The sequence below is a fragment of the Ruegeria sp. TM1040 genome (genome assembly GCF_000014065.1).
Classification (GTDB): domain Bacteria; phylum Pseudomonadota; class Alphaproteobacteria; order Rhodobacterales; family Rhodobacteraceae; genus Epibacterium.
Genome location: NC_008043.1, coordinates 117,743 through 143,090 on the forward strand (window position 1 = coordinate 117,743; position 25,348 = coordinate 143,090).

23 protein-coding genes are annotated in these 25,348 nt (G+C 61.9%); 9 read left to right on the forward strand and 14 right to left on the reverse strand.

Annotated features, from left to right (window positions below; translation table 11 throughout):
- Positions 1-17: 17 nt before the first annotated feature.
- The 13 genes from TM1040_RS01090 to TM1040_RS01150 all read right to left on the reverse strand — a co-directional run bounded on the left by TM1040_RS01090 (position 18) and on the right by TM1040_RS01150 (position 14,959).
- Positions 18-983, reverse strand: coding sequence for an ABC transporter ATP-binding protein (locus TM1040_RS01090; RefSeq protein ID WP_011536759.1), 966 nt, complete (start codon positions 981-983; stop codon positions 18-20).
- Positions 983-1,957 carry an ABC transporter ATP-binding protein gene (locus tag TM1040_RS01095; RefSeq protein WP_011536760.1) on the reverse strand — a complete coding sequence of 325 codons (975 nt, stop codon included), beginning with the start codon at positions 1,955-1,957 and terminating at the stop codon, positions 983-985. Before TM1040_RS01095 ends, TM1040_RS01090 begins: the two co-directional genes overlap by 1 nt.
- Positions 1,957-2,898 carry an ABC transporter permease gene (locus TM1040_RS01100; protein ID WP_011536761.1) on the reverse strand — a complete coding sequence of 314 codons (942 nt, stop codon included), beginning with the start codon at positions 2,896-2,898 and terminating at the stop codon, positions 1,957-1,959. Before TM1040_RS01100 ends, TM1040_RS01095 begins: the two co-directional genes overlap by 1 nt.
- The gene (locus tag TM1040_RS01105) at positions 2,898-3,878 is read right to left on the reverse strand and encodes an ABC transporter permease (RefSeq protein WP_011536762.1); all 981 of its coding nucleotides are present in this window, start codon (positions 3,876-3,878) and stop codon (positions 2,898-2,900) included. Before TM1040_RS01105 ends, TM1040_RS01100 begins: the two co-directional genes overlap by 1 nt.
- Positions 3,879-3,941: 63 nt before the next feature.
- Complete coding sequence (locus TM1040_RS01110; protein ID WP_011536763.1) at positions 3,942-5,516, reverse strand: ABC transporter substrate-binding protein; 1,575 nt, start codon at positions 5,514-5,516, stop codon at positions 3,942-3,944.
- 109 nt (positions 5,517-5,625) lie between these two features.
- Positions 5,626-7,206: an ABC transporter substrate-binding protein gene (locus TM1040_RS01115; RefSeq protein ID WP_011536764.1), complete on the reverse strand. Its 1,581-nt coding sequence runs from the start codon at positions 7,204-7,206 to the stop codon at positions 5,626-5,628.
- 364 nt (positions 7,207-7,570) lie between these two features.
- Positions 7,571-8,188 carry a hypothetical protein gene (locus TM1040_RS01120; RefSeq protein ID WP_011536765.1) on the reverse strand — a complete coding sequence of 206 codons (618 nt, stop codon included), beginning with the start codon at positions 8,186-8,188 and terminating at the stop codon, positions 7,571-7,573.
- 12 nt (positions 8,189-8,200) lie between these two features.
- Positions 8,201-10,465, reverse strand: coding sequence for a xanthine dehydrogenase family protein molybdopterin-binding subunit (locus tag TM1040_RS01125; RefSeq protein WP_011536766.1), 2,265 nt, complete (start codon positions 10,463-10,465; stop codon positions 8,201-8,203).
- 3 nt (positions 10,466-10,468) lie between these two features.
- Positions 10,469-10,927 (reverse strand): (2Fe-2S)-binding protein, encoded by a 459-nt coding sequence (locus TM1040_RS01130; protein WP_011536767.1) that lies wholly within the window; start codon positions 10,925-10,927, stop codon positions 10,469-10,471.
- A gap of 160 nt (positions 10,928-11,087) precedes the next feature.
- The gene (gene nagA, locus TM1040_RS01135; protein ID WP_011536768.1) at positions 11,088-12,230 is read right to left on the reverse strand and encodes an N-acetylglucosamine-6-phosphate deacetylase; all 1,143 of its coding nucleotides are present in this window, start codon (positions 12,228-12,230) and stop codon (positions 11,088-11,090) included.
- On the reverse strand, positions 12,227-13,255 hold the full coding sequence (locus tag TM1040_RS01140; RefSeq protein ID WP_011536769.1) for an SIS domain-containing protein: 1,029 nt from the start codon (positions 13,253-13,255) through the stop codon (positions 12,227-12,229). Before TM1040_RS01140 ends, nagA begins: the two co-directional genes overlap by 4 nt.
- Positions 13,256-13,329: 74 nt before the next feature.
- The gene (locus tag TM1040_RS01145) at positions 13,330-14,085 is read right to left on the reverse strand and encodes a GntR family transcriptional regulator (RefSeq protein WP_011536770.1); all 756 of its coding nucleotides are present in this window, start codon (positions 14,083-14,085) and stop codon (positions 13,330-13,332) included.
- On the reverse strand, positions 14,072-14,959 hold the full coding sequence (locus TM1040_RS01150; RefSeq protein WP_011536771.1) for a BadF/BadG/BcrA/BcrD ATPase family protein: 888 nt from the start codon (positions 14,957-14,959) through the stop codon (positions 14,072-14,074). The genes TM1040_RS01145 and TM1040_RS01150 overlap by 14 nt, the downstream gene beginning before the upstream one ends.
- Before the next feature lie 190 nt (positions 14,960-15,149).
- Between TM1040_RS01150 and TM1040_RS01155 the strand changes: the two genes are divergently transcribed.
- The 8 genes from TM1040_RS01155 (at position 15,150) to TM1040_RS01190 (ending at position 23,179) form a co-directional block, all read left to right on the forward strand.
- Positions 15,150-16,055 (forward strand): N-acetylmuramic acid 6-phosphate etherase, encoded by a 906-nt coding sequence (locus TM1040_RS01155; protein ID WP_044026435.1) that lies wholly within the window; start codon positions 15,150-15,152, stop codon positions 16,053-16,055.
- A gap of 24 nt (positions 16,056-16,079) precedes the next feature.
- Positions 16,080-17,333, forward strand: a complete 1,254-nt coding sequence (locus tag TM1040_RS01160) for an ABC transporter substrate-binding protein (protein WP_011536773.1) — start codon at positions 16,080-16,082, stop codon at positions 17,331-17,333.
- 84 nt (positions 17,334-17,417) lie between these two features.
- Positions 17,418-18,332 (forward strand): carbohydrate ABC transporter permease, encoded by a 915-nt coding sequence (locus TM1040_RS01165; protein ID WP_011536774.1) that lies wholly within the window; start codon positions 17,418-17,420, stop codon positions 18,330-18,332.
- A 12-nt stretch (positions 18,333-18,344) separates the two neighbouring features.
- Complete coding sequence (locus TM1040_RS01170) at positions 18,345-19,184, forward strand: carbohydrate ABC transporter permease (RefSeq protein WP_011536775.1); 840 nt, start codon at positions 18,345-18,347, stop codon at positions 19,182-19,184.
- A gap of 79 nt (positions 19,185-19,263) precedes the next feature.
- Positions 19,264-20,298 (forward strand): Gfo/Idh/MocA family protein, encoded by a 1,035-nt coding sequence (locus TM1040_RS01175; RefSeq protein WP_011536776.1) that lies wholly within the window; start codon positions 19,264-19,266, stop codon positions 20,296-20,298.
- Positions 20,295-21,290 carry an ABC transporter ATP-binding protein gene (locus TM1040_RS01180; protein ID WP_011536777.1) on the forward strand — a complete coding sequence of 332 codons (996 nt, stop codon included), beginning with the start codon at positions 20,295-20,297 and terminating at the stop codon, positions 21,288-21,290. Before TM1040_RS01175 ends, TM1040_RS01180 begins: the two co-directional genes overlap by 4 nt.
- A 146-nt stretch (positions 21,291-21,436) precedes the next feature.
- Entirely contained in the window at positions 21,437-22,012 is a 576-nt protein-coding gene (betI, locus tag TM1040_RS01185; protein ID WP_044026436.1) for a choline-binding transcriptional repressor BetI, read from the forward strand.
- A gap of 198 nt (positions 22,013-22,210) precedes the next feature.
- Positions 22,211-23,179, forward strand: coding sequence for a Hint domain-containing protein (locus tag TM1040_RS01190; RefSeq protein WP_011536779.1), 969 nt, complete (start codon positions 22,211-22,213; stop codon positions 23,177-23,179).
- A 74-nt stretch (positions 23,180-23,253) separates the two neighbouring features.
- On the opposite strand, the gene TM1040_RS01195 is transcribed toward TM1040_RS01190, so the two are convergent.
- Entirely contained in the window at positions 23,254-24,216 is a 963-nt protein-coding gene (locus TM1040_RS01195) for an acetyl-CoA carboxylase carboxyltransferase subunit alpha (protein WP_011536780.1), read from the reverse strand.
- 220 nt (positions 24,217-24,436) lie between these two features.
- Between TM1040_RS01195 and TM1040_RS01200 the strand changes: the two genes are divergently transcribed.
- Entirely contained in the window at positions 24,437-25,270 is an 834-nt protein-coding gene (locus TM1040_RS01200) for an AraC family transcriptional regulator (protein ID WP_011536781.1), read from the forward strand.
- Positions 25,271-25,348 lie beyond the last annotated feature (78 nt).

The window sequence follows — 25,348 nt, forward strand, 5'->3', positions numbered from 1 at the left end:
ACCCAGCCGTTCTATTGTTAGCCTTCCGCCATGTGGCAAGCGACACGGGTGGTGCCAAGCCTGCGCATCTCGGGGCGCTGCTGTTTGCAGATATCCGTCGCCAGCGGACAGCGCGGATGGAAGGCGCACCCCGAAGGCGGGTTGATCGGATCAGGGATCTCGCCTTCGGGCGGTGTCACTTCGCGTCCGAACCCGTCCATCCGCGGCGCAGCTTCAAGCAGCATCTGCGTGTAGGGGTGCTTGGGGCGCTCAAAGAGCTCATCGGGGGCGCCCTCTTCGACCAATCGGCCAAGATAGAGAACCCCGATCCGGTCCGCCATATGCTGCACCACCGTCAGGTCGTGCGTGATCAGCACATACGTGAGGCCAAAGTTGTCCTTGAGGTCGCTCATCAGGTTCAAGACCTGAGACTGCACCGACACATCCAGCGCCGAGGTGGGCTCGTCACAGACAATGAGGCGCGGCTCGGACGCGAGCGCACGGGCGATACAGATCCGCTGTCGCTGTCCGCCAGAAAACTCATGCGGGAATTTGCCTGCGTCTTTGACCGAAAGCCCCACCTGCTCCAGGAGCTTCTCGGCAAGGCCTTCGGTCTTGCCCCCACGCGCCGCCACCGGTTCAACGATGATATCACGCACCCGCCAACGCGGATTGAGCGAGGCATAGGGGTCCTGAAAGATCATCTGGATGTCAGAGCGGATCGCATCGACCTTGGCGGCGTCTTTCTCATTGGCGAGATCAACGCCCTCGATCTCCACATTGCCGTCAGACGGATTGAGCAAGCCCACCAACATGCGGCCGATGGTGGATTTCCCGGACCCGGATTCCCCCACCAAGGCATAGGTGGTCTGAGGTTCGACCTCGAAATCTACATCCGAGACCGCAGTCAAAAAGGCCTTGGGTTCACGCTCGATCACCCGGTTGAGCCAGGGCTTTGAGACATCAAACACACGGCTCAGGTTCTTGACAGAAACAAGCGCCATCAGGAGGCCTCCTCATGTTGAAGTGGGAACCAGCACGCGGCGGAACCTCCGTCGACCTTGGGTGCGGGGGCCGCGCGGCATTTGTCGGCCGCATGCGGGCAGCGTGGGTTGAAGGCGCAACCATCCGGCACCGCATCCAGACGCGGCATTGCGCCGGGGATCTGGTGCAGACGTTTCTGGCCACGCGACGCGAGTGGTGTCGAGGCCATCAGCCCATGCGTATAGGGGTGCTCAGGCGCGGTGATCACATCGCGCACCGGGCCGAGCTCTGCGAGGCGCCCGGCATACATCACCGCCACACGATCTGCTGCTTCGGCAATCACGCCCATGTCGTGCGTGATCAGCATGACAGCCGTGCCGCGCTCACGACAGAGCCGTTTCAGCAACGCGATGATCTGTGCCTGCACAGACACATCCAGCGCCGTTGTCGGCTCATCCGCGATGACCAGCGAAGGCTCCGCACAAAGCGCCAAGGCGATCACCACCCGCTGGCGCATACCGCCGGAAAACTCGTGCGGGTAGCTGTTCACACGTTTCGCAGCACCGGGAATGCCCACTTCTTCTAGGGCGGCCACGGCGCGTTTTTCGGCCTCGGATTTGCTGATCGGCAGGTGGGTCAGCATGGTCTCCACCAGTTGATCCCCGATCCGCAACAGCGGATTGATGGAGGTCAGTGGGTCCTGAAAGACCATACCGATTTCCTTGCCCCGCAGGCGGCGCAGCGCGTCCCCTTTCAGGGTGTCGATACGTTTGCCGTTGAGCCAGATCTCACCGGAAGACACATGCGCCGGCGGGTTCAGGAGACCAATGACGGCATTGCCCGCCATCGACTTGCCGGCGCCACTTTCGCCAACGATGCCAAGGATTTCGCCCTTGGCAATGTCATAAGAGACGCCATCGACCGGTTTCAGGATGCCGTGGCGGGTCGGGATTTCCACACAAAGGTTGCGGATGGACAGAACAGGGTCAGCCATTAGCGAAGCCTCGGGTTCAGAGCGTCACGCAGCCAGTCGCCCAGCAGGTTGACGCTGAGCGCCAGTCCCAACAGCGTGATCGCAGGGAAGAGAAGAATCCACCATTCGCCAGAGAACAGGAAGCCCTGCCCGATGCGAATGAGTGTACCAAGAGACGGCTGGGTCGGCGGCGCGCCCACCCCGAGGAACGACAGTGTCGCTTCGGCAATGATCGCCAGCGCCAGCGAGATCGTCGCGATGACCAAGACCGGCGACAACACGTTCGGCAGGATGTGCCTCAGCATGATCGCGCCGGAGCGCCGACCGATCAGCCGCGCGGCCTCGACGTATTCCTTGTTTTTCTCAACAAGGGTCGCGCCACGCACCACACGGGCAAACTGCACCCAATCCGACAGGCCAATCGCAAGGATCAGCACCCAGATCGCCATCTGATCGCGGTATTCCACCGGGGTGATGCCCTTGGCGACACCAAAGATCAGCATCGCCACGAGGATCGACGGGAACGTCAGCTGCACATCGGCAATGCGCATGATCACCGTCTCGACCCAACCCCCGAGGTAGCCGGACAACAGACCCAGCGTGATCCCCAGAACCATGGCAAAGAGCACCGCAGCCACACCCACAAAGAGTGAAATCCGCATGCCATAGAGAATGGTCGAGAATACATCGCGACCCTGATCGTCGGTGCCCATCAGGAACACTTCGCCGGTGAAATCATTGGGCGACATCGGCGCGGTAAAGCCGTTCATCAGGTTGAGCGAGGCCGGATCAAACGGGTTCGTGGGCGCGATCAGCGGCGCAAACACCGCCGAGAGGACCAGAACCAGAACCACGATGGTCGACACAACGGCCACGGGCGAGCGCTTGAACGTATAAAAGAGATCGCTTTCAAGCGCAGTGCGCAGGCGCGATTTCTGGGCGGGGGTAGATGTCTCAGACATTAGTGACCTCCCTTGCGATCAACGCGCAGACGCGGATCGATAAAGAAATAGAGGATATCGACGATAAGGTTGATGCCGACAAACATCACCGAGATCAGCATAAGATACGCCGCCATGACGGGAATATCGACGAACTGGATCGCGTTGATGAACAACAGGCCCACGCCTGGCCACTGGAACACCGTCTCGGTGATGATCGCAAAGGCGATGATCGCGCCCACTTGCAGGCCGATCACGGTGATCACGGGTACCATGGTGTTCTTGAGCGCATGGCGGAAATGCACCGCCCGGTCGCGCAGGCCACGGGCGCGGGCAAAGCGGATATAATCCTGCCTCAGCACTTCGAGCATCTCGGAGCGCACCAGCCGCATGATCAGCGTCATCTGATAGAGCCCGAGTGTGATCGACGGCAAGATCAGCGCCTTGAGACCGCTCACCGTAAGGAACCCGGTACTCCAACCGCCCAGATCGACGACATCGCCGCGCCCGAAACTCGGCAGCCAGCCGAGTTCGACGGAGAACAGATAGATCAGCAAAATCCCGATCAGGAACGTCGGCAACGACACCCCTATGAGCGAGCCTGACATGATGAGATTGGCCGCGATCCCGTTGCGTTTGATGGCCGTGAAGACCCCGAGCGCAATGCCGAATATGATCGCCAGAATGCCCGAGACCGCCGCCAGCTCCAGTGTTGCGGGCGCACGTTCCATCAGGATGTCGATGACGGGCCGCCCCTGCCGGTAGCTGACCCCGAAATTGCCTTGCACGGCGTTCTCGAGGAACCGGTAGTATTGCACCACAAAGGGCTGGTCGAGGCCAAGTTGTGCGCGCAGACGCTCGATGTCTTCGGCGGTGCGCTCCTGGCCCAGCATGTTGTCGATCGGGTCGCCGACAAAGCGGAACATGGCAAAGGCCACGAGTCCTACGATAAGAAGAACCAGCGCGGATTGGGCCACGCGCCGGATGATATAAGCGAGCATATCCTTGCTCTCCTGTGGGTGGATGAAGGGGGCCGAAGCCCCCGTCTGCCTTGATGAGCGGCGTTATTTAACGGAGACCCAGCGCAGGATAAAGAAGTTATCTGGCCGTTGGGTCAAAGTGACGTTGCTGCGGGTCCCCCAGACCAGCGGTTGCACGTAGAGCGGTACATAGGCGGTCTCGTCCTGCAAGACCTGCGCCACCTCATCAAGCATCCCCTGCCGGGTCGAATCGTCGATCTCGGACTGGATCTTAGGCAACAGCGCGTCCACGCGCGCGTTGGAATAGCCGCCAAAGTTCCAGGAACCGAGCTTCTTCTCCGTGTTCGGGGTCGCCGCCAGGAAGCGGATTGGATGCTCCGCATCAAAGGTGCCGGGCGACCAGCCCAGAAGATACATGTCAAAGTTCCCGGCCCGCAGTTCCGGCCAGTAGTTCTGCACCGGCATCGCATCCAAAGTCGCCTTGAGCCCCACCTGCGCCAGCATGGCCGTCACAGCCTGACAGACCGCCTCATCATTGAGGTAGCGGTTGTTGGGGCACTTCAGACCAAAGGAAAACCCGTCGGGATAGCCTGCCTCTGCCAGGAGCGCCTTTGCGGCCTCCGGGTCATAGGCCATCTGGCCCGGCAGCGCCTCGGAGTAGCCGCGCATGGCGCTGCTCACCAGCTGGTTCACCGGCTCGGCGTTGCCACGCATGATGGTGCGCAGGATTGCAGGCACATTGACCGCATGGGCCACGGCCTTGCGCACGCGCGGGTCCCCAAAGGGGTTGTCTTCAGTCTCGGCAGAGTATTTCAACGCCTCCGCCTGATGGCCAAAGCCCAGCATGATGACGCGGGCCTCGATGCCCTGCACCACATTCACATCCGGGTTGCCCTGCAGGCGCTCGACGTCCTGAATTGGCACCGGATTGATCATGTCCACGTCCCCCGAGAGCAGCGCCGCAAGGGCGGTGGCCGGGTTCTGGATCGGAGTCATCTCGGCGCGGGTGATGTTGTGCTCGGCCTCGCCCCACCAGCCTTCATAGGGCTCCAGCACGGTGCGCAGGCCAGGCTCGCGTGCGGTCACGCGGAACGCGCCGGTGCCATTGGCGTTGAGCGTCGCGTAGTTGCCGCTCTCCTTGTCGGGGCGGCTGGCGGCATTGGCCTCGGCCCAGCCGCTGTCCATGATCATCCAGTTCGCGATGCTGTCCGGAAAAATCGGGTTTGGAGAATTCGTCAGAAAATCAACGGTATAGTCATCGACCTTGACCACATCCGACACGGGCGCAAACCAGCTTGCGGTGTCGGATTCAGGGCTCGAGGCCCGCTCATAGGAAAAGATCACATCCTCCGCATCAAAGGCGCTGCCGTCCTGAAACGTCACGCCCTCGCGCAGGAAGAACCGCCAGCCCTCGCCCTCGCCAATCGGCTCCCAGCCGGTGGCCAGCGCAGGCTCGATGCTCATGTCCTTGCCGCGCCGCACAAGACCTTCGTAGACGTTGTTCAAAAAGCCCAGAACGGGCGAGGAATTCACCGCATGGGGATCCATGGTCTGCGGATCGGTGGTCACGGCCCAAGAGAACTCCTTGGCCACGGCGGAGGCAGGGAGCTGGGACACAAGGGCGGTTGCACAGGCAGCCGTGCATAACAGACGGAGCATCGGAACTTTTCCTTTCCTATCAATGCGCGTGTCGCCGGGATGCGTAAGCGCCCCGGCGACCTTGGCAAATCCTGCAGCACATCCTGAATGGCATGCGCTGCACACGAGATCAGTTCATCTTGAAGTATTTGACCTTCGGCTGATCCTCGGGATCGACAGCGATGTCGACCTTCTCGGACATGCCCCAGTTCAGCACCTGATGGTGGATCGGGATATAGAGCTGCTCGTCCTGAACCACACGCCAGATATCTGCGATGTCCTGGTTGCGCGCTTCAAGATCGGTGTTCGACGCCAGAGATTTGATCTTCGCGTCCAGCTCGTCATTGTCAAAGCCGGTGCCGTTCCAGGTGCCGATGTCGCTCTCACGACCATGCACGAGGAAGTTGAAGATATACTCGGAGTCGTATGTCGGCACGCCCCAGCCCAGCATGTAGAAGTCGGTCTTGCCATCGGTGATCAGCGGGAAGTGCTGCGCCTTGGGTTTGGCGTCGAGGTTCACGGTAATCCCGATCTGACCCAGCATGCCCACGGCGGCCTGACAGATCGGCTCGTCGTTGACGTAACGGTCGTTGGGACAGTCCAGACGGATCGAGAAGCCATCCGCGTAGCCCGCTTCGGCCATCAGCGCCTTGGCGCCTTCGATGTCTGTCTTGGATTCCGAGTCCATCTCTTCGGTCCAGCCGTTGACAAACGGCGGCGCGATCATGCCTGCCGGCTGCGACTGGCCGCGCATAACGACCTTCTGGATTGCATCGCGGTTGATCGCCATCGACATCGCCTTGCGCACGCGCACATCAGCGAGCGGGTTCTTGCCATCAACGTTGTCGGCTTCGATGTCATCGGCACCCATGTTCATGCCAAAGAAGATCACGCGGTTCTGCGGCGCCTTGCGCACCATCAGACCATCTGCACCGCTGACGCGGTCAAGATCCTGCACCGGCATGTCCTGAAGGAAGTCGATCTCACCCGACAAGAGCGCTGCCACGCGGGTCGCGGGATTCTGGATCGGCGTGTAGACGATCTCGGTCACTTCGAGCGGGAACTGGTCCTTGCCCCAGTAGTTCTCGTTGAGCGTCATCACGGTTTTGACGTCCGGCTCGCGGCTTTGCAGCACATAGGGACCGGTGCCGTTGGCATTGGTGGTGGCATAGGTGATTTCGCCGCCCTCAAAATCCTGCACGTTCACGGTGTTGTTGGCCTCGGTCCAGCCCTTGTCCATGATGAACAGGTTGGTGAGGTTCGACGGCAGGATCGGGTTCGGACCATCGGTGACGATCTCGACGGTCAGATCATCAACAGCGCGCACCTCGGTGATGGAGCCAATAAGCTCCTTCATGTCGGAGTTGGCCTGCTTGGCGCGTTCAAAAGAGAACACCACATCCTCAGCGGTGAAATCCTCGCCGCCGTGGAACTTCACGCCCTCACGCAGCTTGAACACCCAAACGTTGGGATCGCCTTCCTTGGGTGCCCATTCGGTCGCCAATGCGGGCTCAAACGCGCCGGTCACGTCGCGGATGATGAGCGGCTCATACATCTGGTGACGGACGGTATGCGTGGGCCCTTCGTTCTGGGCATGCGGATCCAGCGTCAGCGCATCGCCAGAACGCGCCCAGCGCAGGGTTTCCGCGCTCAGCGGCGCCGCAGACGCCAGCAGCAGCGACGTCAGTGTCAATACAGTCGTGGTCTTCATAGGACCTCCCCTAGTCTTTTCTCGATTCTTGGAACTGTTCGGCACATAGGCCGCCAGCCCGATGGCGGCAGTGTTGGCGAACACCCGGAGTTTGACAAGCCTACTCCGGGCAATCTTGGGAATAAATTTCACCCCAACACCCAGATTTGCTTACATATTATTATTCTCAGCGCAGCTCACCCAGAGCAATCCCATTTGCATGCGCAAATGCGAATGTTCAGATTGCCAACAGGGCTTGCGGATGCCCATGACAGCCCCCGACTGTGCCGCAGGGTGGCACCGAGCCACAAAGGGGGTTGCCATCCGCGTTTCCTCGCGTGGCGACCGGCGACGCTTCTCGAACCCGCTGCGACCTAATCCCTTGCTACCCCCCAGACGGACAGGGCTGGCCCGCCGCGCCCCAAAGCGCCATGTCATTGATGTGACCATCCAGACTGTAGGGCGCAGGCTCCCGCCCCGCACCCGGAGACCAGCCCCAGGCCACCGGCCCATTGAGGCTGGCGTCGTGTTCCAGATGCTCCACCATTCCTCGCCAGTCGCGCCCGCCGTTGCGCTCAGGGTCCTTGAGCTGTGCACAGATCTCGGCGCGGGATTTGCCGAACCATTCAAACTCCACCGGCGCCAATTGCCAGGCAATGCCAAAGCGCGGCGCGGCATGGGGAGCAGTGTTGAAATCATCCGACACCACATGACAGGTCTGGCAGGGCAGGAACTCCGCACCGATGCGGCTCTCGCCGGCGTTGATGTTCATGCCATGTGGTTGCGGCGCACCATAGCTTGGCCCCGACCACATGGGGATATTGTCATCACCCACATGGCAATTGGCGCATCTGGGGTGGGTCACGACCTCGTAGATCCGCTCAAACGCGGCCTGCCCCTCGCTACGGCTGATGCTGCCTTCCTCCGGCAGGGTCACTGAGCCCTCGGCCAGAGCCGTCCCAGCGATCGAGGCGAGCGCCACAATGGCAAATCCTTTTTGCATGTCCGGCCCTCCTCAGACGAAATCGATATGTTTATTCAGCGGCAACTCGCGAATGCGCTGCCCGGTGGCGGCAAAGATCGCATTGGCAAGGGCCGGCGCTGCGGGCGGCACCCCGGGCTCACCGATGCCCCGGATACGACTGCCTGTACTCAGCGCGCGGACCTCGATCTTGGGCGCCTGGTAGAGCCGCATTCCCTCATAGGCGTGATAGTTGGTCTCCAGCGGCGCGTGATCCTCATAGGTGAGCGCGCAATTCATGGCGTGCCCCAACCCAAAGATCACCCCACCAAAGACCTGCGCCTCAAGGTTGGTGGGATCCAGCACCTCGCCGACGTCCACCGCCACATGGACCCGATCGATACGGATACCCGCCTCCGTCTGCGTGACCTCGACGACTTGCGCACAGGGCACCCCGAAGGACATGCAAAAGCCCACACCGCGCCCGCGCCCCGCGCCAAGAGACGGACCATCCCAGCCTGACATTTCGCCCACGGCCTCCAGCACCCTGCGCGACGGGTCATGCAGACACAGGCGGATGCGTTCGGCCAGCGGGTCGGCCCCGGCGGCATGGATCAGCTCATCAAGAAAACAATCGTGGTAGAACCCATTGCTCGACGCGCCCACCGAGCGCCAGGACGATACCGGCACCATACTGGGCGCGCGATAGCCGGTGACGCGGTAATCGGGAATATCAAAGGGCTGGTCCCAGGCCCCTGTGGTGATAGTCGCATCCGGCCCCGGCAGTCTCATCCCGCTGAGGCGACCAAACCATTCCGGGGCCATGGCCGACTGGCTCACCGAGAGATCAAAGGCCACCACCTTGCCTGCCGCCACCTTGCCCCGCGCTGCCGCCACCGACGCCGGGCGCGGATAGTCGTGGCTCATGTCCTCTTCGCGGCTCCAGGTGAGCTTCAGATGCCGCCCGGGCACGGCCAGCGCCAGCTCCACCGCCTGCTCCACATGGGTCATCTCAAGACGGTGCCCAAAGCTGCCCCCCATGGGCAACACATAGACCTTGACAGCCTCGGTCGAGACCCCGGCGATTTTTGCCGCGCGGTCCCGGACAAAGACCGGGATCTGCGTGCCGGTCCAGATCTCCACCTGCCCCTCACGCACCCGCACCACGGCATTCATCGGCTCCAGCGGCGCATGGGCCAGATACGGCACACGATAGCGCGCCTCGACGATGTCGCCTGTGGTGCCGTCTGTGCCCAGCGCGGCATCCACGTCGCCCTCGTTGCGTTGGCGATGATCATAGTGATCGGGATCGCCCAGCGCCTCTTCGAGCGCGGTAAAGATCCCCTCTGAGTTGCCGGGGTAGTCGGGCTTGCGCCACTCGATCTCAAGCGCCTCTGCGGCCTGAAAGGCCCGCCATGTGTTGTTGGCAATCACGCCGACGCCGCTCGTCACCGGATGGATCTTCTCAACACCGCGCAGGGCCTCGGCTGCACTGGCATCATATCGGGCCACGCCCGCACCGACGGCGGGGTTGGCCCGCACGGTGGCATGCAGCATGTCCGGAAAATCAAGATCGATGCCATAGACCTCGGTCCCGGTCGATTTGCGCAGAATATCAAGGCGCGGCAGATCGCGCTTGCCCAGGTACCGCCACTCGGATGCTGGCCGCAAGGCGACATCCGTGATGGGATCGATCTCTGCGGCCTCTGCCGCAAGATCCGTATAGGCGATCTCGGTACCATCCGGCAGGATGACCGCGCCCTCACGGGTTTTCAGCGCCGCACGCGAAAGCCCAGTGCGCCGGGCCGCCGCCTCTTTCAGGGTTTCACGCGCCGTGGCTCCGGCAAGGCGCATGCGCTCGAACCCATCGGGGACAGTGGATGACCCCCCTGTGATCTGGATCGAGAACAGCTTTGCCGGCACCGCCATGAAATCGCGCAGCGTCTCGGCGACAAAGCCCTCCTGATAGGCCGGAACCGGTGCGCCCTCGCTCAGGACTGTGCCGTTGTAATAGGCCTGCCCCGGGATCCCCGGAGAGAGCGTCGCGGTGGCCGGGTCAATGTCGAGCTCCTCTGCGATCAGATAAGCCTGAATGGAATAGGCCCCCTGCCCCTTGTCAGCGCGCGGCGTGATCAGGGTGATGCCGGAAGCGTCGATCTTCACAAAGGGTGTAATCGCAGCCTCCCCCTCCTTCAGATCATCCAGCAACGGGTTGGGGATCGGCTTCTTTGCCATGTAAACGCCAAAGGCGACGCCCCCGGCAATCGCGGCAGAGCCAATCAGGAATGTACGACGGGCGATTGTTCCAGCTCGGCTCATGGCTCAGGCCTCGCTCAGCTTTTGCGCGGCGTCATGGATCGCAGCACGAATGCGGGGATAGGTGCCGCAGCGGCAGAGGTTTGCGGACATCACCGCGTCGATCTCTTCATCCGTAGGCGCTGGGTTCAGATCGAGCAGCGCCGCCGCTTGCATGATCTGGCCGGACTGGCAATAGCCGCATTGTGCCACCTGATGCGCCACCCAGGCCGCTTGCACCGCGTGCAGGCTCTCGGGCGTGCCGAGCCCCTCGATGGTGGTCACCTCACCCTCGAGCGCCCCCACCGGCAATTGGCAGGAACGCACCGCCATTCCGTCTACATGGACCGTGCAGGCCCCGCATTGCGCGATACCACAGCCGTATTTCGGACCTTTGATATGCAGCTCATCCCGGAGCACCCACAAAAGGGGCATCTCGGGCTCGACATCGACCTCATATTCGGTCCCGTTCACGGTCAGCTTCATGATGGATCTCCGTGGCAGCCGTTTGATCCAAGTCTAAAGCAATCCGCGCAGAGGAAAACGCCAGAATGGCGCTGACCTAAGGGAACCCTCGCCGCGTCCTGAACGCTCAGGGCGCCGGATACCGCCATACCCGCGCGGTAGGCCGGTCAGCCCTTTGTGTTCAGGGCAGTACCGGCGCGGCGGCGCTGAGCTCCGGCTTGATGCGGATCATATCCACCTGCTTCTGTCCCGGCTGCGTCAGATCCACCGACTTGCCGATCAGGGCGGCGGGCACAGATGTTGCCGCCTCTAGCCCCTCGGCGAGCGGCACATCGCATTGGCTGACCAGAACCCGCAGGGCCGTGGTCAGATCAAGATCCGCACCAGCCAAAGTCCCATCCGACAGGCACAGCCGTCCGTCACTGCGCGTGATCCGGCGGCCTTCGAGCAGGAATTCGCGATCCTCGGTCCCGGCAACTGCCATCGCGTCCGAGACGAGGAACAGGTGCCCGGGGCCGCGCCGCTTTGCCTGCCAGGCGGCGCGCAGGCTTGCAGGATGTACATGGATCCCATCCGCAATCACACCCGCCGAAAGCTCTGCGGTATCAAGCACCGCTCCCACCAGCCCCGGCGCCCGGTTGCCAAGCTGGCTCATGGCGTTGAACAGATGGGTGGCACAGCGCGCACCGGCCCGCACATAGTCCACGCAGGTATCAAAGGGCGCATCCGTGTGACCAAGCGATACCAGCACACCCGCTTCGACCATCCGCATCACCTGCTCCGGGGTGACGCTTTCTGCCGCCACCGTGACCTTGAGCTTGGGCAAGCGTGCAGCCGCCGTGCAGATCGCAGCAAGGTCGCTGTCATCCATTGCGCGGATCAGGTTGGCGTCATGGGCGCCCTTGCGAGCAACCGACAGATGTGGACCTTCCAGATGCAACCCGCCAAACCCACGCACGCCGGCCTCATGCGCGGCAATCCCGGCCTCAAGTGTCGCACGGGTCTTTTCGGCGGTGTCGGTGATCAGCGTCGGCAGGATCGTGGTGGCACCCAGGCTGCGATGCGCCGCGCAGATCTTGCGAATGGTCTCGACATTGGGCGCATCGCCCAGCATCACCCCCCCGCCGCCGTTGACTTGCAGGTCGACATAGCCGGGCGACAGAAGGTCCCCACCTAGGTCAATCACCTCCCCCTGCTCTTGCAGCTCCGCCACCGGGGCAAGCGCCACAAGCGCGCCCTCGCGAAACTGCGCGCCAAAGCCTTGCAGCACGTGCTTGCCATCAAAGATCGGCCCGCCGAGGTAGGTCGTAAGGGGATGCATCATACGGTTTCCGTCACCTTGTTCAGATGCCGCGGCGCATCCGGGTTCACACCACGGCGGGCCGCGACGGCTTCGACCATGCCATAAAACGATACGATCGAGGCAATCGGATCGGTGATCCAGTGGTCCGTGCGCACATGCGGCAGCACCTCTGCGCCCTTGGCCTTGTGGGTGGTGGCGAAGACCCGCGCACCCTTGTCCCCCAGTGCGGCAACCATCTCGCCCACGCTCTCTTCGGCGGCGTCGGCGGCGGCAAAGGCGATCACCGGAAAGTTCTCACCCACAATCGACACCGGGCCATGCAACACTTCTGCCGCCGAGTAGCTCTCGGCGTGGATCTGACAGGTTTCCTTGAACTTCAGCGCCGCCTCATTCGAGATCGCCCAGCTTGGGCCGCGACCGAGCGTGTAGAGCGACTGACCATCGATGGCCTCAATGGCCGCACTCCAGTCGCAATCCTTGGCCTTGGCCAGATGTCCCGGCAGGCGCAGGATCGCCTCGAGGAGGGCGGCGTCCTGTTTGACCTCTGCCAAGACCCAGAGCCCCGCCACCAGTGACGTGACAAAGGTCTTGGTGGCCGCAACACTCAGCTCAGGCCCGGCATGGATCGGCAGAACCGCTGCAGCCGTTTCCGCCAGGGGTGATCCAGCGTCATTGGTGATCGCCACCGTATAGGCCCCCTTGTCGCGAAACGCCGAGGTCAGCTGCACGATGTCGGGGCTTTTGCCCGACTGCGACACAGAGATGCTCAGCGCGCCTTTGCAATGGAGGTCAACGCCATAGATGGATTTCACCGAGGGCCCCACCGAGGCCATCGGCAGACCCAGAAGCAACTCGCTGGCATATTTCAGATAGGTCGACGCATGATCCGAAGACCCCCGCGCCACCGACAAGAGATAGCTTGGCTGCAGGTCGCGAATATCGGCCGCGGTGGCCGCAACCGCGCCAGCACCTTCGGTGAGGAGACGCTCGACCGCGTCCGGGATCTCGTTGATTTCTCGACGCATCTGCGTTTGAGTGGCGTTCATGGTTCAATACCTTTCACTGAGCAGATCAGTTGTTGAGGGTAGATGTGAAACCGCGGGCACATTGCTCAGGGCGATCAGCCCGATAGTTGCAACTCCGCGACAAAGTCATAGGCGTCGCCGCGATACAGCGAGCGCGTCAGCTCCGCGACGCGACCGTCCTCGAGAAAGGACACCCGCTGGATGCGCAGCCCGGCAGTGCCTTCGGCCACGTTCAAGAGTTTGGCGTCATTCGAATCCAGATTGAGCGCAGAGATCTTTTGCACCGCCCGCACCGGGCGATGCCCGATCTGGCCAAGCGTTGCATAGAGCGAAGACGTCACCTCGAGCGGATTGGGCAGAACACTAAGCGGCAGCGCTGCCCGTTCCAGCGCCATCGGCTGCCCGCCCGCCTCACGCAGACGGTAGATCCGCGCCACAGACTCCTCAGCGCCGAGACCCAGCACGGAGATCTCTTCTTCGGTGGGCATAAAAACCCCCCGCTCCAGCCATTTCGACGTGGTCTCCATCCCGCGTTTCTGCATGTCCTCGGTAAAGGACGTCAGATGGCGCAGGGATTGCTCGACCCGGGCCGTGCTCTCGCGCACAAAAGAGCCAGATCCCTGCCGCTGCTCGATCGCGCCTTGCTGCACCAGTTCCTGCATCGCCTTGCGCACGGTGACGCGCGACATATCGGTGATCTCGGCAATCTCGCGCTCTGGCGGCAAAGAGCTGTTGGGCGGCAGAACACCGGACTGGATCGCATCCTCAAGGCGGCGGCGCAGCTGGACATAGCGCGGCCCCGCGCCCTGATCGAACCAGCTTTCAGGCTTCAGGAACTCAGTGATCGTCATCTCGGACCTCCCGGGCAAAGTCATGGGCGAGCGCGATCGCCCCATCGAGCGGAGTGCCGCGTGGCGCAATGCAGGCCTCTTGCATCGCTGGGGGCAGATAGGCGCGAAACTGCGGCGCAATGCCGCCGGTCAGACACAGCGGCAACCCCGCCTTCCAGCCCATCTTGTGCAATGTGATGGCAATCTCATGGGCGGCATCGGTCAGGATCTCGACGGCCAGCGGATCGCCCTTGGCGGCAAAGGCTGTCACATCCGGGGCCACCCGGCCAAAATCCGCAGGCCGCGCCGTGACCGCAAAGGCGACAATTTCAGCCGATCCGCCAAAACGCGCCAAAAGATGCGCCCCCAGTTCAGAAACCTCTCGCAGCTGATCGACCTCCTCAAGGGTACAGGCGAGCGCACGTCGCCCGACCCATTGCGCCGAAGCCGGATCGCCCAGCACCGACCCCCAACCGCCCGCGAATCGAGAGCGCCCGTCGATTTGCGCCGCAAAAAACGACCCGGTGCCGCAATGCGCGATCAGTCCGTCCGCTCCGCCAAGGGCACCCGCAAGCGCCGTCGGGCGATCATCGGTCACGCGCACCCGCTCAAAAGGAAGTGCCTCGGCAAACCGCCCGGCGATCTCAGGTCCCGTCACCCCAGCAATCCCGATATAAATCGGGCACATGGCCAGCGCCTCGACCGGCGCGCCACTCTTGACCGCAAGCTGTTCCAGCCCGTCACGCACCTGCGCCACGGCCCCCACCATATCGGTGGAAATATTCGCCGACCCCGTCTCTACCGCGATGACAGAATGACCATCGCAGAGCGCCAGCCGGCACCGCGTGCCGCCGCCATCAAGAGCCAGAACAGAGGTTTTCAATGCATCCGTCATGAAAATACCATTACGATACCAAAACGGTTTTTGGAAGATAGAAACAGGACCAACCGCACAAGAATTACCGGCAAAATCGTTGAAACCGGCGATTTCAAAGGTAAAATTAAGATACCAAGGCGTACCAAAACGTAATGGTGGACAAAAGGTATCAAATGGGTATTGTTGGTGCAAACCTGGAGGGAATCACGTGTCGACCGCTGCCACGGAACAATTGCACAACCAAGCCGAGGGCCTCGACGCCCGCCCCCTGCACGAGGTGGCAGAGATCCTGGCTGAGGCCCAGCAAGAGGCCTCAGGCGCGGCGCGCGCGGCGACAGATCCCATCTGCTCAGGCGCAACAGCCATGGCGCAGGCCATCCGGGCGGGCGGTACGCTCCACTATGCAGCAGCTGGCTCGTCGGGCCTCATGGCCGCTGCCGACGCTCTGGAGCTCGGAGGGACATTCTCCATCCCGGCAGAACAGCTGCGCATCCACATGGCAGGTGGCATGCCCACCGGTGTAGAGATGCCCGGTGGCACCGAGGATGAGACCGCAGACCTCGAACGCGCGCTGTCCAGCATCGGCCCCAACGACGTGCTGATCGGCGTCTCCGCCAGCGGCACCACACCCTATACGGTTGCGGGGGCCGAACGCGCCAAGGCGCAGGGCGCATGCGTCATCGGGATCGCGAACAACCCCAATTCTGCACTGCTGGGCATCGCCGATCACGCGATCCTTCTGCCGACCCCACCCGAAGTCGTCTCAGGCTCCACCCGCATGGGGGCAGGCACTGCGCAGAAGATCGCGCTCAATATGCTGTCGACGCTGATGGCGATTGATCTCGGCCATGTCCACGACGGCATGATGATCAACCTGCGCGCCGACAACATCAAGCTTCGCATCCGCGCCCGCCAGATCGTGACCCGGATCACCGGCGCCGACGAAGACACCGCCACTGCGGCCATCGAGGCCGCAAACGGCAACGTAAAAAGCGCCATCCTGATTGCGGCGGGCGCATCCGACCTCGCAGACGCCAACGCGCGCCTGGAGACAACTGGTGGCAAGCTGCGCCCGGCGCTCCTGTCGCTCAACACACAAGAAAAACAACAATAATTCATTCCAATAGGAGGAAGACCGATGAAAAGTAAGTTTATGATGGCCGCGCTGACGGGCACTGCCCTGGTGGCCACTTCCGCACTGGCCGAGGATGTCACCCTCACTGTCGAAAGCTGGCGCAATGACGACCTGACGCTCTGGCAGGACAAGATCATCCCCGCGTTCGAAGCCGCAAACCCCGGCATCAAGGTGAAATTCACCCCCAGCGCGCCGACCGAATACAACGCGGTCCTGAACTCCAAGCTGGACGCAGGCTCTGCTGGTGATCTGATCACCTGCCGCCCGTTTGACGCCTCGCTTGCGCTCTATGAGGCGGGCCACCTCGCCGCGCTGGATGATATGGACGCGATGAGCAACTTCTCTGACGTCGCCAAATCCGCATGGCAGACCGACGATGGCTCCGCGAGCTTCTGTGTGCCGATGGCCTCCGTGATCCACGGCTTTATCTACAACAAAGAGGCCTTCGAAGAGCTCGGCCTTGAGGTTCCGACCACCGAAGACGAATTCTTTGCCGCGCTTGAGACCATCAAGGAAGACGGCAGCTATATCCCGATGGCGATGGGCACCAACGACCAGTGGGAAGCCGCCACCATGGGCTATAACAACATCGGCCCGAACTACTGGAAAGGCGAAGAAGGCCGTCGCGCCCTGATCGCGGGCGAGCAGAAGCTCACCGACGAACAATGGGTTGCCCCCTATGCGACCCTCGCCAAATGGGCGGATTATCTGGGCGACGGCTATGAGGCGCAGACCTATCCTGACAGCCAGAACCTCTTCACGCTGGGCCGCGCGGCGATCTATCCGGCAGGCAGCTGGGAAATTTCTGGCTTCAACGCGCAAGCCGATTTTGAAATGGGCGCCTTCAAGGCTCCGGTCAAATCCGCAGGCGACACCTGCTATATCTCGGACCACACCGACATTGGTATTGGCATGAACGCCTCCACCGAGCACCCCGAAGCCGCCAAGGCCTTCCTCGCCTGGGTCGCATCGCCCGAGTTCGCGGACATCTTCGGCAACGCTCTGCCGGGCTTCTTCCCGCTCTCCAATGCGCCGGTTGAGCTCGAAGATCCGCTGGCCAAGGAATTTGTAAGCTGGCGTGGCGAGTGCGAGAGCACCATCCGCTCCACCTACCAGATCCTGTCGCGCGGCACGCCGAACCTCGAAAACGAGACCTGGGGCGCATCCGTTGCCGCAATCAAAGGCACCGAAACGCCCGAAGCTCTGGGCGAAAAACTCCAGTCGGGTCTCGCAACCTGGTACGAACCGCAACAGTAAGTCCCCGAAACGACAAGCAAACCACTGTTGTAACATCCCCGGACGCGCCACTCCGCGCGTCCGGGAACTGGACCGGAGGTTCCCATGCAAAAGCCCCGCATCCGCTGGCATATCGCCATTTTTCTGGCCCCTGCCGTGCTGATCTACACCTCGGTTATGATCTTCCCCCTCTTCAACACGCTGCGCCTCGCTCTCTTTCAGGAGATCGATCAGGAGCGCGTCTATGTGGGGCTGGAGAATTTCCGCACGCTGTTCTTTGACCCGATCTGGTCAGAGCAATTCTGGAACGCGCTGGGAAACAACTTCTGGTTCTTCCTCATTCACATGCTGGTGCAAAACCCCATCGGGATCGCCCTTGCGGCCCTCCTGAGCCATCCGCGCCTGCGCTTTGCGGCGCTCTATCGCTCCGCGATCTTCATCCCGACGATCCTGAGCTTTGTGATCGTGGGTTTTGCGTGGAAGCTCATCCTGTCGCCCATCTGGGGCATCGCGCCTTCTATGCTGGATGCGGTCGGTCTGAAATCGCTCTTTGCACCCTGGCTCGGCAAGGAAGAATACGCCCTCACCACGCTGGCGCTGATCTCCGTTTGGCAATTCGTCGGTATCCCGATGATGCTGATCTATGCCGCGCTGCTGTCGATCCCCGAAGAAATGCTCGAGGCGGGCGAAATTGACGGCGTCACCGGCATGTCCGCCTTCTGGAAGATCAAACTGCCGCTGATCCTGCCCTCGATCGGGATCATCTCGATCCTGACATTTGTGGGCAACTTCAACGCCTTCGACCTGATCTACGCCTCCCAAGGCGCATTGGCGGGGCCTGATTTCTCCACTGACATCTTGGGCACATTCATGTACCGGACGTTCTTTGGTTTCCAGCTGCAACTTGGCGATCCGCATATGGGGTCCGCGATTGCAGGGGCAATGTTTGCGATCATCCTTGTAGGCGTCTGTCTTTATCTCTTCGGCATCCAGACCCGGATGCGCCGCTACCAGCTCTGACGGGAGGCACTCATGAGTTCCGCACGCTCCAACCCGATCAACACGGCTGCAATGCATGGCGCGCTGATCATCTACACCTTGATTGCGCTGTTTCCGGTCTTTGTGATCCTGATCAACAGCTTCAAGACCCGCAAAAAGATCTTCCGCGAACCGCTGGCCCTGCCGGATGCGGACAGCTTCTCCCTCGTGGGCTATCAGACGGTGATGAAACAGGGGGATTTCTTCCTCTACTTTCAGAACTCCTTCATCGTCACCGTCGGCTCGCTCACGCTGATCCTGCTGTTTGGGGCCATGGCGGCCTTTGCGCTCAGCGAATATCGCTTTCGCGGCAATATGCTGATGGGACTGTATCTCGCGCTCGGGATCATGATCCCGATCCGCATCGGCACCGTGGCGATCCTTGAAATGATGGTGTCGACGGGGCTGGTGAACACGCTCTGGGCGCTGATCCTCGTCTACACGGCCCAAGGCCTGCCGCTCGCGGTCTTCATCCTGAGTGAATTCATGCGACAGGTGAGTGATGACCTAAAAAACGCTGGTCGCATCGACGGGCTCAGTGAATTCACGATCTTTTTCAAGCTGGTCCTGCCCTTGGTGCGCCCTGCATTGGCCACCGTCGCGGTCTTCAACATGATTCCGATCTGGAACGATCTGTGGTTCCCACTGATCCTCGCCCCCGCCGAGGAAACCAAGACGCTGACGCTCGGCAGCCAGGTGTTCATCGGCCAGTTCGTGACCGACTGGAACGCGGTTCTGTCGGCGCTGTCGATGGCGATCCTGCCGGTGCTGATCCTCTATGTGATCTTCTCCCGCCAGCTCATTCGCGGCATCACGTCGGGGGCGGTGAAATGATGGTTTCTCTCCTCACCACAGAAGGGCAGCGCCCGGTCGCGGGAGGGCGTGAAAGCTCAAACCACAAAGGAGCCACATCATGACCCGTGTTCTGATCGCTGGCCTCGGCAACATGGGCCTCTCCCACGCGCTCGCGCATCACACACAGGACGGCGCCGAGATCGTCGGCCTCGTCAATCGCTCAGGTCAGGTCGACCACCCCGACCTTCAGGGCTATCCGGTCTTCACCGACTTTCACGCGGCCCTCGAGGACACAAAACCGGATCTGGTGGTCGTGGCCACCTACTCCGACAGCCACGCCGACTATGCCGTGGCCGCGATGGAGGCCGGCGCGCATGTGTTTGTCGAAAAACCCCTCGCCACCACGGTGAAGGACGCCCGCCGGGTGGTCGCCACCGCCAAGGCCAAGAACCGCAAACTGGTCGTGGGCTATATCCTGCGCCACCACCCCTCGTGGGTGCGGCTCATTGAGGAATCCCGCGCACTTGGCGGACCGTATGTGTTCCGCATGAACCTGAACCAGCAAAGCAAGGGCGCAGAGTGGGAAACTCACAAGGCGCTGATGCAGACCACCGCGCCCATCGTCGATTGCGGCGTGCATTACGTGGATGTCTGGTGCCAGATCACCGATGCCAAACCCGTTCAGGTCAACGCCATGGGCCTGCGGCTCTCGGACGAGATTGCGCCCGATATGTATAACTACGGCCAGTTTCAGGTCACATTCGATGATGGCTCTGTCGGCTGGTACGAGGCGGGCTGGGGGCCGATGATGTCGGAGACCGCCTTCTTCGTCAAAGATGTGATCTCCCCCAAAGGCTCGGTCTCGATCACCGAAGCCGACAAGTCCGGCTCTTCGGATGTGGACGGCCATACCCGCGTCGGCGGGCTGTTGGTGCACCGCCCCGAGGGCGACCAGCTGATCGACCTGCCCGATGAACCCGGCCACCAGGCGCTCTGTGACGCCGAACAGGCCTATATGCTGCGCGCCATCCGTGAGGATCTCGACCTCTCCCGCCACGCGCAGGACGCCGTGCAGTCGCTGGCGATCTGCCTGGCCGCCGATGAAAGCGTCCGCAGCGGCGCCCCTGTCAAACTCAATGAGGTAACGCCATGACCGCGCTGACCCTGACCAATGTGAACAAATCCTTCGGCAATGTGCATGTCCTCAAGGACATCAACATCGAGGTCGATGAGGGCGAGTTCGTCGTCTTTGTCGGCCCCTCGGGCTGTGGCAAATCCACCCTCCTGCGCACCATCGCGGGACTTGAGGATGTGACCTCGGGCGAGGTGTGCATCGCGGGCGAGGTGGTCAACCAGACCCCGCCCTCCAAACGCGGCATCGCCATGGTGTTTCAGTCTTACGCGCTCTATCCGCACCTCAACGTGCGCAACAACATGTCGCTGGCGCTGAAACAGGCCAAGGAAAGCAAGGAAACCATCGAGGAACGCGTGGCCGAAGCCAGCCGTATGCTGAGCCTGGGCGATTACCTCGACCGCTTCCCGTCGGAACTCTCGGGCGGTCAGCGCCAGCGGGTTGCCATTGGCCGCGCCATTGTGCGCCACCCCAAGCTGTTCCTCTTTGATGAGCCGCTTTCAAACCTCGACGCGGCCCTGCGTATGAACACGCGGCTGGAGATCGCCAATCTCCACGAACAACTGGGCGCAACGATGATCTACGTCACCCACGACCAGACCGAGGCGATGACCCTTGCGGATAAAATCGTGGTGCTGCGCGATGGCCGTGTCGAACAGATCGGCTCTCCGATGGAGCTTTATAACAACCCGGCCAATCAGTTTGTGGCGGGCTTCCTTGGCTCTCCGGCGATGAACTTCCTGCCCGCTGCCCTGCTCGAAGATGGCAACCCCAACACGCTTGGCGTACGTCCCGAAGATCTCCGGTTGGATGACGCCGGCCTCCTCGAGGTGACGTCAAAGCATGTTGAACACCTCGGCGGTGACACCAATGTCATCGCGGATTGCCACGGCCACCAGATCACCCTGCGGCTCTTTGGGCAGCATGCCATCCGCACGGGCCAGGGCCTGCGCCTGAGCATCGCCGAAGGCAAATCCTACGTCTTTGACCCAAGCGGCGCGCGCCTCAGCTGACCCACAGGCGCGGCGCGGACCGCGCGGCCTTGTGGCCATGCGACCTCCTGCCTCACGGCAACCTTCGCACCCGAGGCGCGACAGCGGCCTTGACCCGTTGCGGGGCGCTTGTCATGTCCAAGAGGCACCAGACGCAGGAGACAGCCATGCCCAAACTTGGAATGGAGCCAAAGCGCCGCGCCGCCTTGGTCTCTGCGGTGATCGACGAGATCGGTGAGACCCGCTCGATCGATGTGACCGTGGCCAAGATCGCCCGCCGCGCGGGCATGAGCAGCGGCCTTGCGCATCACTACTTTGGCAGCAAGGAGCAGATGCTCATTGCCGCCATGCGCTTCATTCTGGCGGAGTTTTCCGCCGATGTGCGCGCCGAGCTTGCCAAGGCCAAAGACCCCCGCGGCCGGCTCGAGGCGATCATCCGCGCCAATTTTGCCGCCCATGTGTTTGATCCGCGCAAGATGTCGGCCTGGCTCAGTTTCTATGCGCTGGCGCAATCCAACCCGCAGGCCGCACATTTGATGAAACTTTATCAAAGACGGCTGCACAGCAATCTGATGTATGACTTGCGCGCCCTGACGCCCGATGCCTCTGCGGTTGCGACCAAGCTTGCCGCCCTGATCGACGGCGTCTATCTGCGTGCCGCGCTCAATGTGACGGGGGATCGAAAAGAGGCCGCACAACAGGTCTCTGAGGCGCTCGAGAGCTTTCTGAACGCCAAAGATTGACTCCGCAGAGGGGCCAATCTCGCCTGTGCATCGCGACCACACCCTACAACAAACCCACCCCTGCCCGCTGGACAACACGGTTAATTTTTGTCGTTTTATCGCTAAATCTGTGCCACAATTTTGAAAATAATAAAACTGGGCATGGGTTGAGGCGACCGACCGCAGTGGATCAGGTCGCTCTACACGAGGTGAGAGTAAGTGGCGCAGTATACGGTTACAGCGTTCAGGTGGTCAGGAACTGGGTATAACGCCCAGTACAATACATCCTACACAGCGGTCATCACCGATGACGACGCTTTTCTGAACGGCAATGGCGATAGCAACGAAACCGTCAGCATTGACGGCGGGCCCTCCTATGTGACCAACGGGGCTCCGTATGACATTAATGTCTCCTTTACCGACACCAGCGGCACTCCTCATGTGGAGACCTTCTATTTTTTCAATGTAAACAACAGCTGGTATTTCATCCCCGGGCCGGGATCGGCCTTTACCGAGGGGGCGACGCTCGGCAGCTATCAGAGCCACACCACCGCGCCGACACTCTACAGCACGATCACCTGCTTTGTGCGCGGCACCCTGATCGAGACGCAAAACGGCCTGATGCCGGTCGAGATGCTGCGCCCGGGCACCATGGTGCGCACCAGCGACGGCAGCTTCAAACCGCTGCGCCTGCCCATGAGTCGCAAGATCCGGCCAGCAGAGCTGCGCGCCAACCCCAAGCTCGCTCCGGTGCGGATCGTGGCGGGTGCCTTGGGCAACGGCCTGCCAAAACGCGATCTTCTCGTTTCGCGCCAGCATCGCATGCTGGTGTCTTCGAAAATCTGCGAACGCATGTTTGGCCAGACCGATGTGCTGTTGGCGGCGCACCAGCTCACCGTTTTGCCGGGGATCTTTGAAGACAACACACAAGAGGATGTGGAATATTTCCACCTTGTCTTTGATCGCCACGAGGTGATTTTTGCCGAAGGCGCGCCGACCGAGAGTTTCTTCCCCGGGCCCGAGGCGATCAAGGCAATGCCTGCCGAGGCGCGCGCGGAAATCCTGGCGATCTTTCCGCAGATCCAGACCTGGGGTTTTGTCCCTGAGCCCGCGTTTCAGATCCCAACGGGCAAGTTGCAGCGCAAGCTGGTGGCGCGTCATCTCAAGAACAATCGCCCGCTGCTCTGAGCCCGGCGCCGCCACCAAAAAGCCCCCGCCAATTGGGCGAGGGCTTTAAATTTCTTATTCATTTTCAGCAGCGATCAGGCGGCCAGGCCCTTCGACCCGATGTCGAGGAATTTCTGGCGCCGATCCTTGATCAGCGCTTTGGCGTCCATGTCCTTCATTTCCGCCAGCATCTCGCTGATGGCTGCACCCACCGCGCGGTAGCTGGCTTCGGGATCGCGATGCGCGCCGCCCAGGGGTTCGGGGATCACCCGGTCCACTACCTCCAGCGCCTTCAGGTCCTGCGCGGTCAAACGCAGCGCCTCGGCAGCCTCGCGCATTTTCTCGGCGTCTTTCCAAAGGATCGACGCACAGCCTTCGGGCGAGATCACCGAATAGACCGAATGCTCCAGCATCGCGACGCGGTTGGCGGTGGCAAAGGCCACAGCGCCGCCAGAGCCACCCTCGCCGATGATCACGGAAATCACCGGCACGCCGATCTTGAGGCTCATCTCGGTCGACCGTGCAATCGCCTCGGACTGGCCGCGCTCTTCGGCCCCCTTGCCGGGGTAGGCCCCGGTGGTATCCACCAGCGTGACGACGGGCAGACCGAAGCGGCCCGCCATCTCCATCAGGCGCACGGCCTTGCGGTAGCCTTCGGGACGCGCCATGCCAAAGTTATGGGTGATACGCGATTTGGTGTCAGAACCCTTCTCGTGGCCGATCACCACCACCGGCTGGTCATTAAAGCGCGCAAGACCGCCCATCACCGCAAGGTCATCGGCAAAATTCCGGTCCCCTGCCAGCGGCGTGTACTCGGTAAAGAGCTTTTCGATATAGTCCTTGCAGTGGGGCCGCTCAGGGTGGCGTGCCACCTGACATTTGCGCCACGCGGTCAGATCCGCATAGAGATCCTTCAGAAGCTGCGCTGCTTTCTTGTCGAGCGCGGCGGCTTCATCCACCACATCCATTTCTTCGTTGGTGCGCGCCAACGCCCGCAGCTCTTCCGCCTTGCCTTCGATCTCAGCGAGGGGTTTTTCGAATTCCAGATACTGGGTCATGCTGTCTCTACTGTCACGGTTTGCTCGTTATATGGACTTACGCTGCGTCCGATGCAACTCTCCGTGTAGGATATGCACCCCCTCCTACGCGGTCGCGGCGGGGCTTTGCCACTGTTGAGCGTGCAGAATGCGTCGCCTGAGGGCCTTGCGCAAACTCAGCAAGATTTGTCACGCCCGCTTCTGGCATCACGAGGCGGCACGACGACCAAAGGACAAAAGCATGGCCCAGAGTTACGAGGATCGCATCCTGCGGGTGCTCCGGTATATTCACGACAACCCGGCCGGGGATCTCAGCCTCGACCGGCTGGCGGATGTGGCGGCGATGTCGCGGTTTCACTGGCACCGGGTGTTTCGCGCCCTCACCGGCGAGACCTGCGGCCAATCGGTGCGCCGTATCCGGCTGCACCGCGCTGCCGTGGCGCTGGCGCATTCCGATGCCTCGATCGAGGAGATCGCCGCCACCGTGGGCTACCCCAGCCGACATTCCTTTTCGCGTGCCTTTACTGCGGCTTATGGCGATGCGCCCGGAGCCTTCCGCGCCAAGGGGCTGCATTTGCCGCCGCTTGCACTTCGCGATCCAAAGGAGCTTTCTATGCACAATGTCACCCTGCGCGATGAACCCGCGCGCCACCTCGTCACCGTCCCGCACCGCGGCCCCTATGCCGAGATCGGGCGCGCGTTCGAGCATTTTTCAGCGCTCGCCAACAGTCGCAACCTCTGGCCGCAGCTGGGGCCGGTGCTCGGCGTGTACCTCGATGCGCCGGGCGAGATGCCCGAAGATCAGTTGCGCAGTTATGCCGGAGCGGAATATCGCGGCGATGGCACGCCGGAGGGGCTCGAACCCTTTGCGCTGCCTGGCGGCAAGGCGGCGGTGCTCACCTTCAAGGGCCCCTATGCGGGGCTTGCAGCGGCCTATGACAGTCTTTTTGGTGGCTGGCTGCCGCAATCGGGCGAGACCCCGGCCGATCAGCCCTGCTATGAGATCTATCTCAACGATCCCCGCGCCACCGCCCCCGAAGAACTGCTCACGGAAATCGTGCTGCCCCTGCGTTGAGCGCGCCGCTTTTCGCGAGAGCGAAAAGGCGTGCAGGGGGCCCTCGATGGGCGCTCTGCACGCTCCCCATCCACGCGA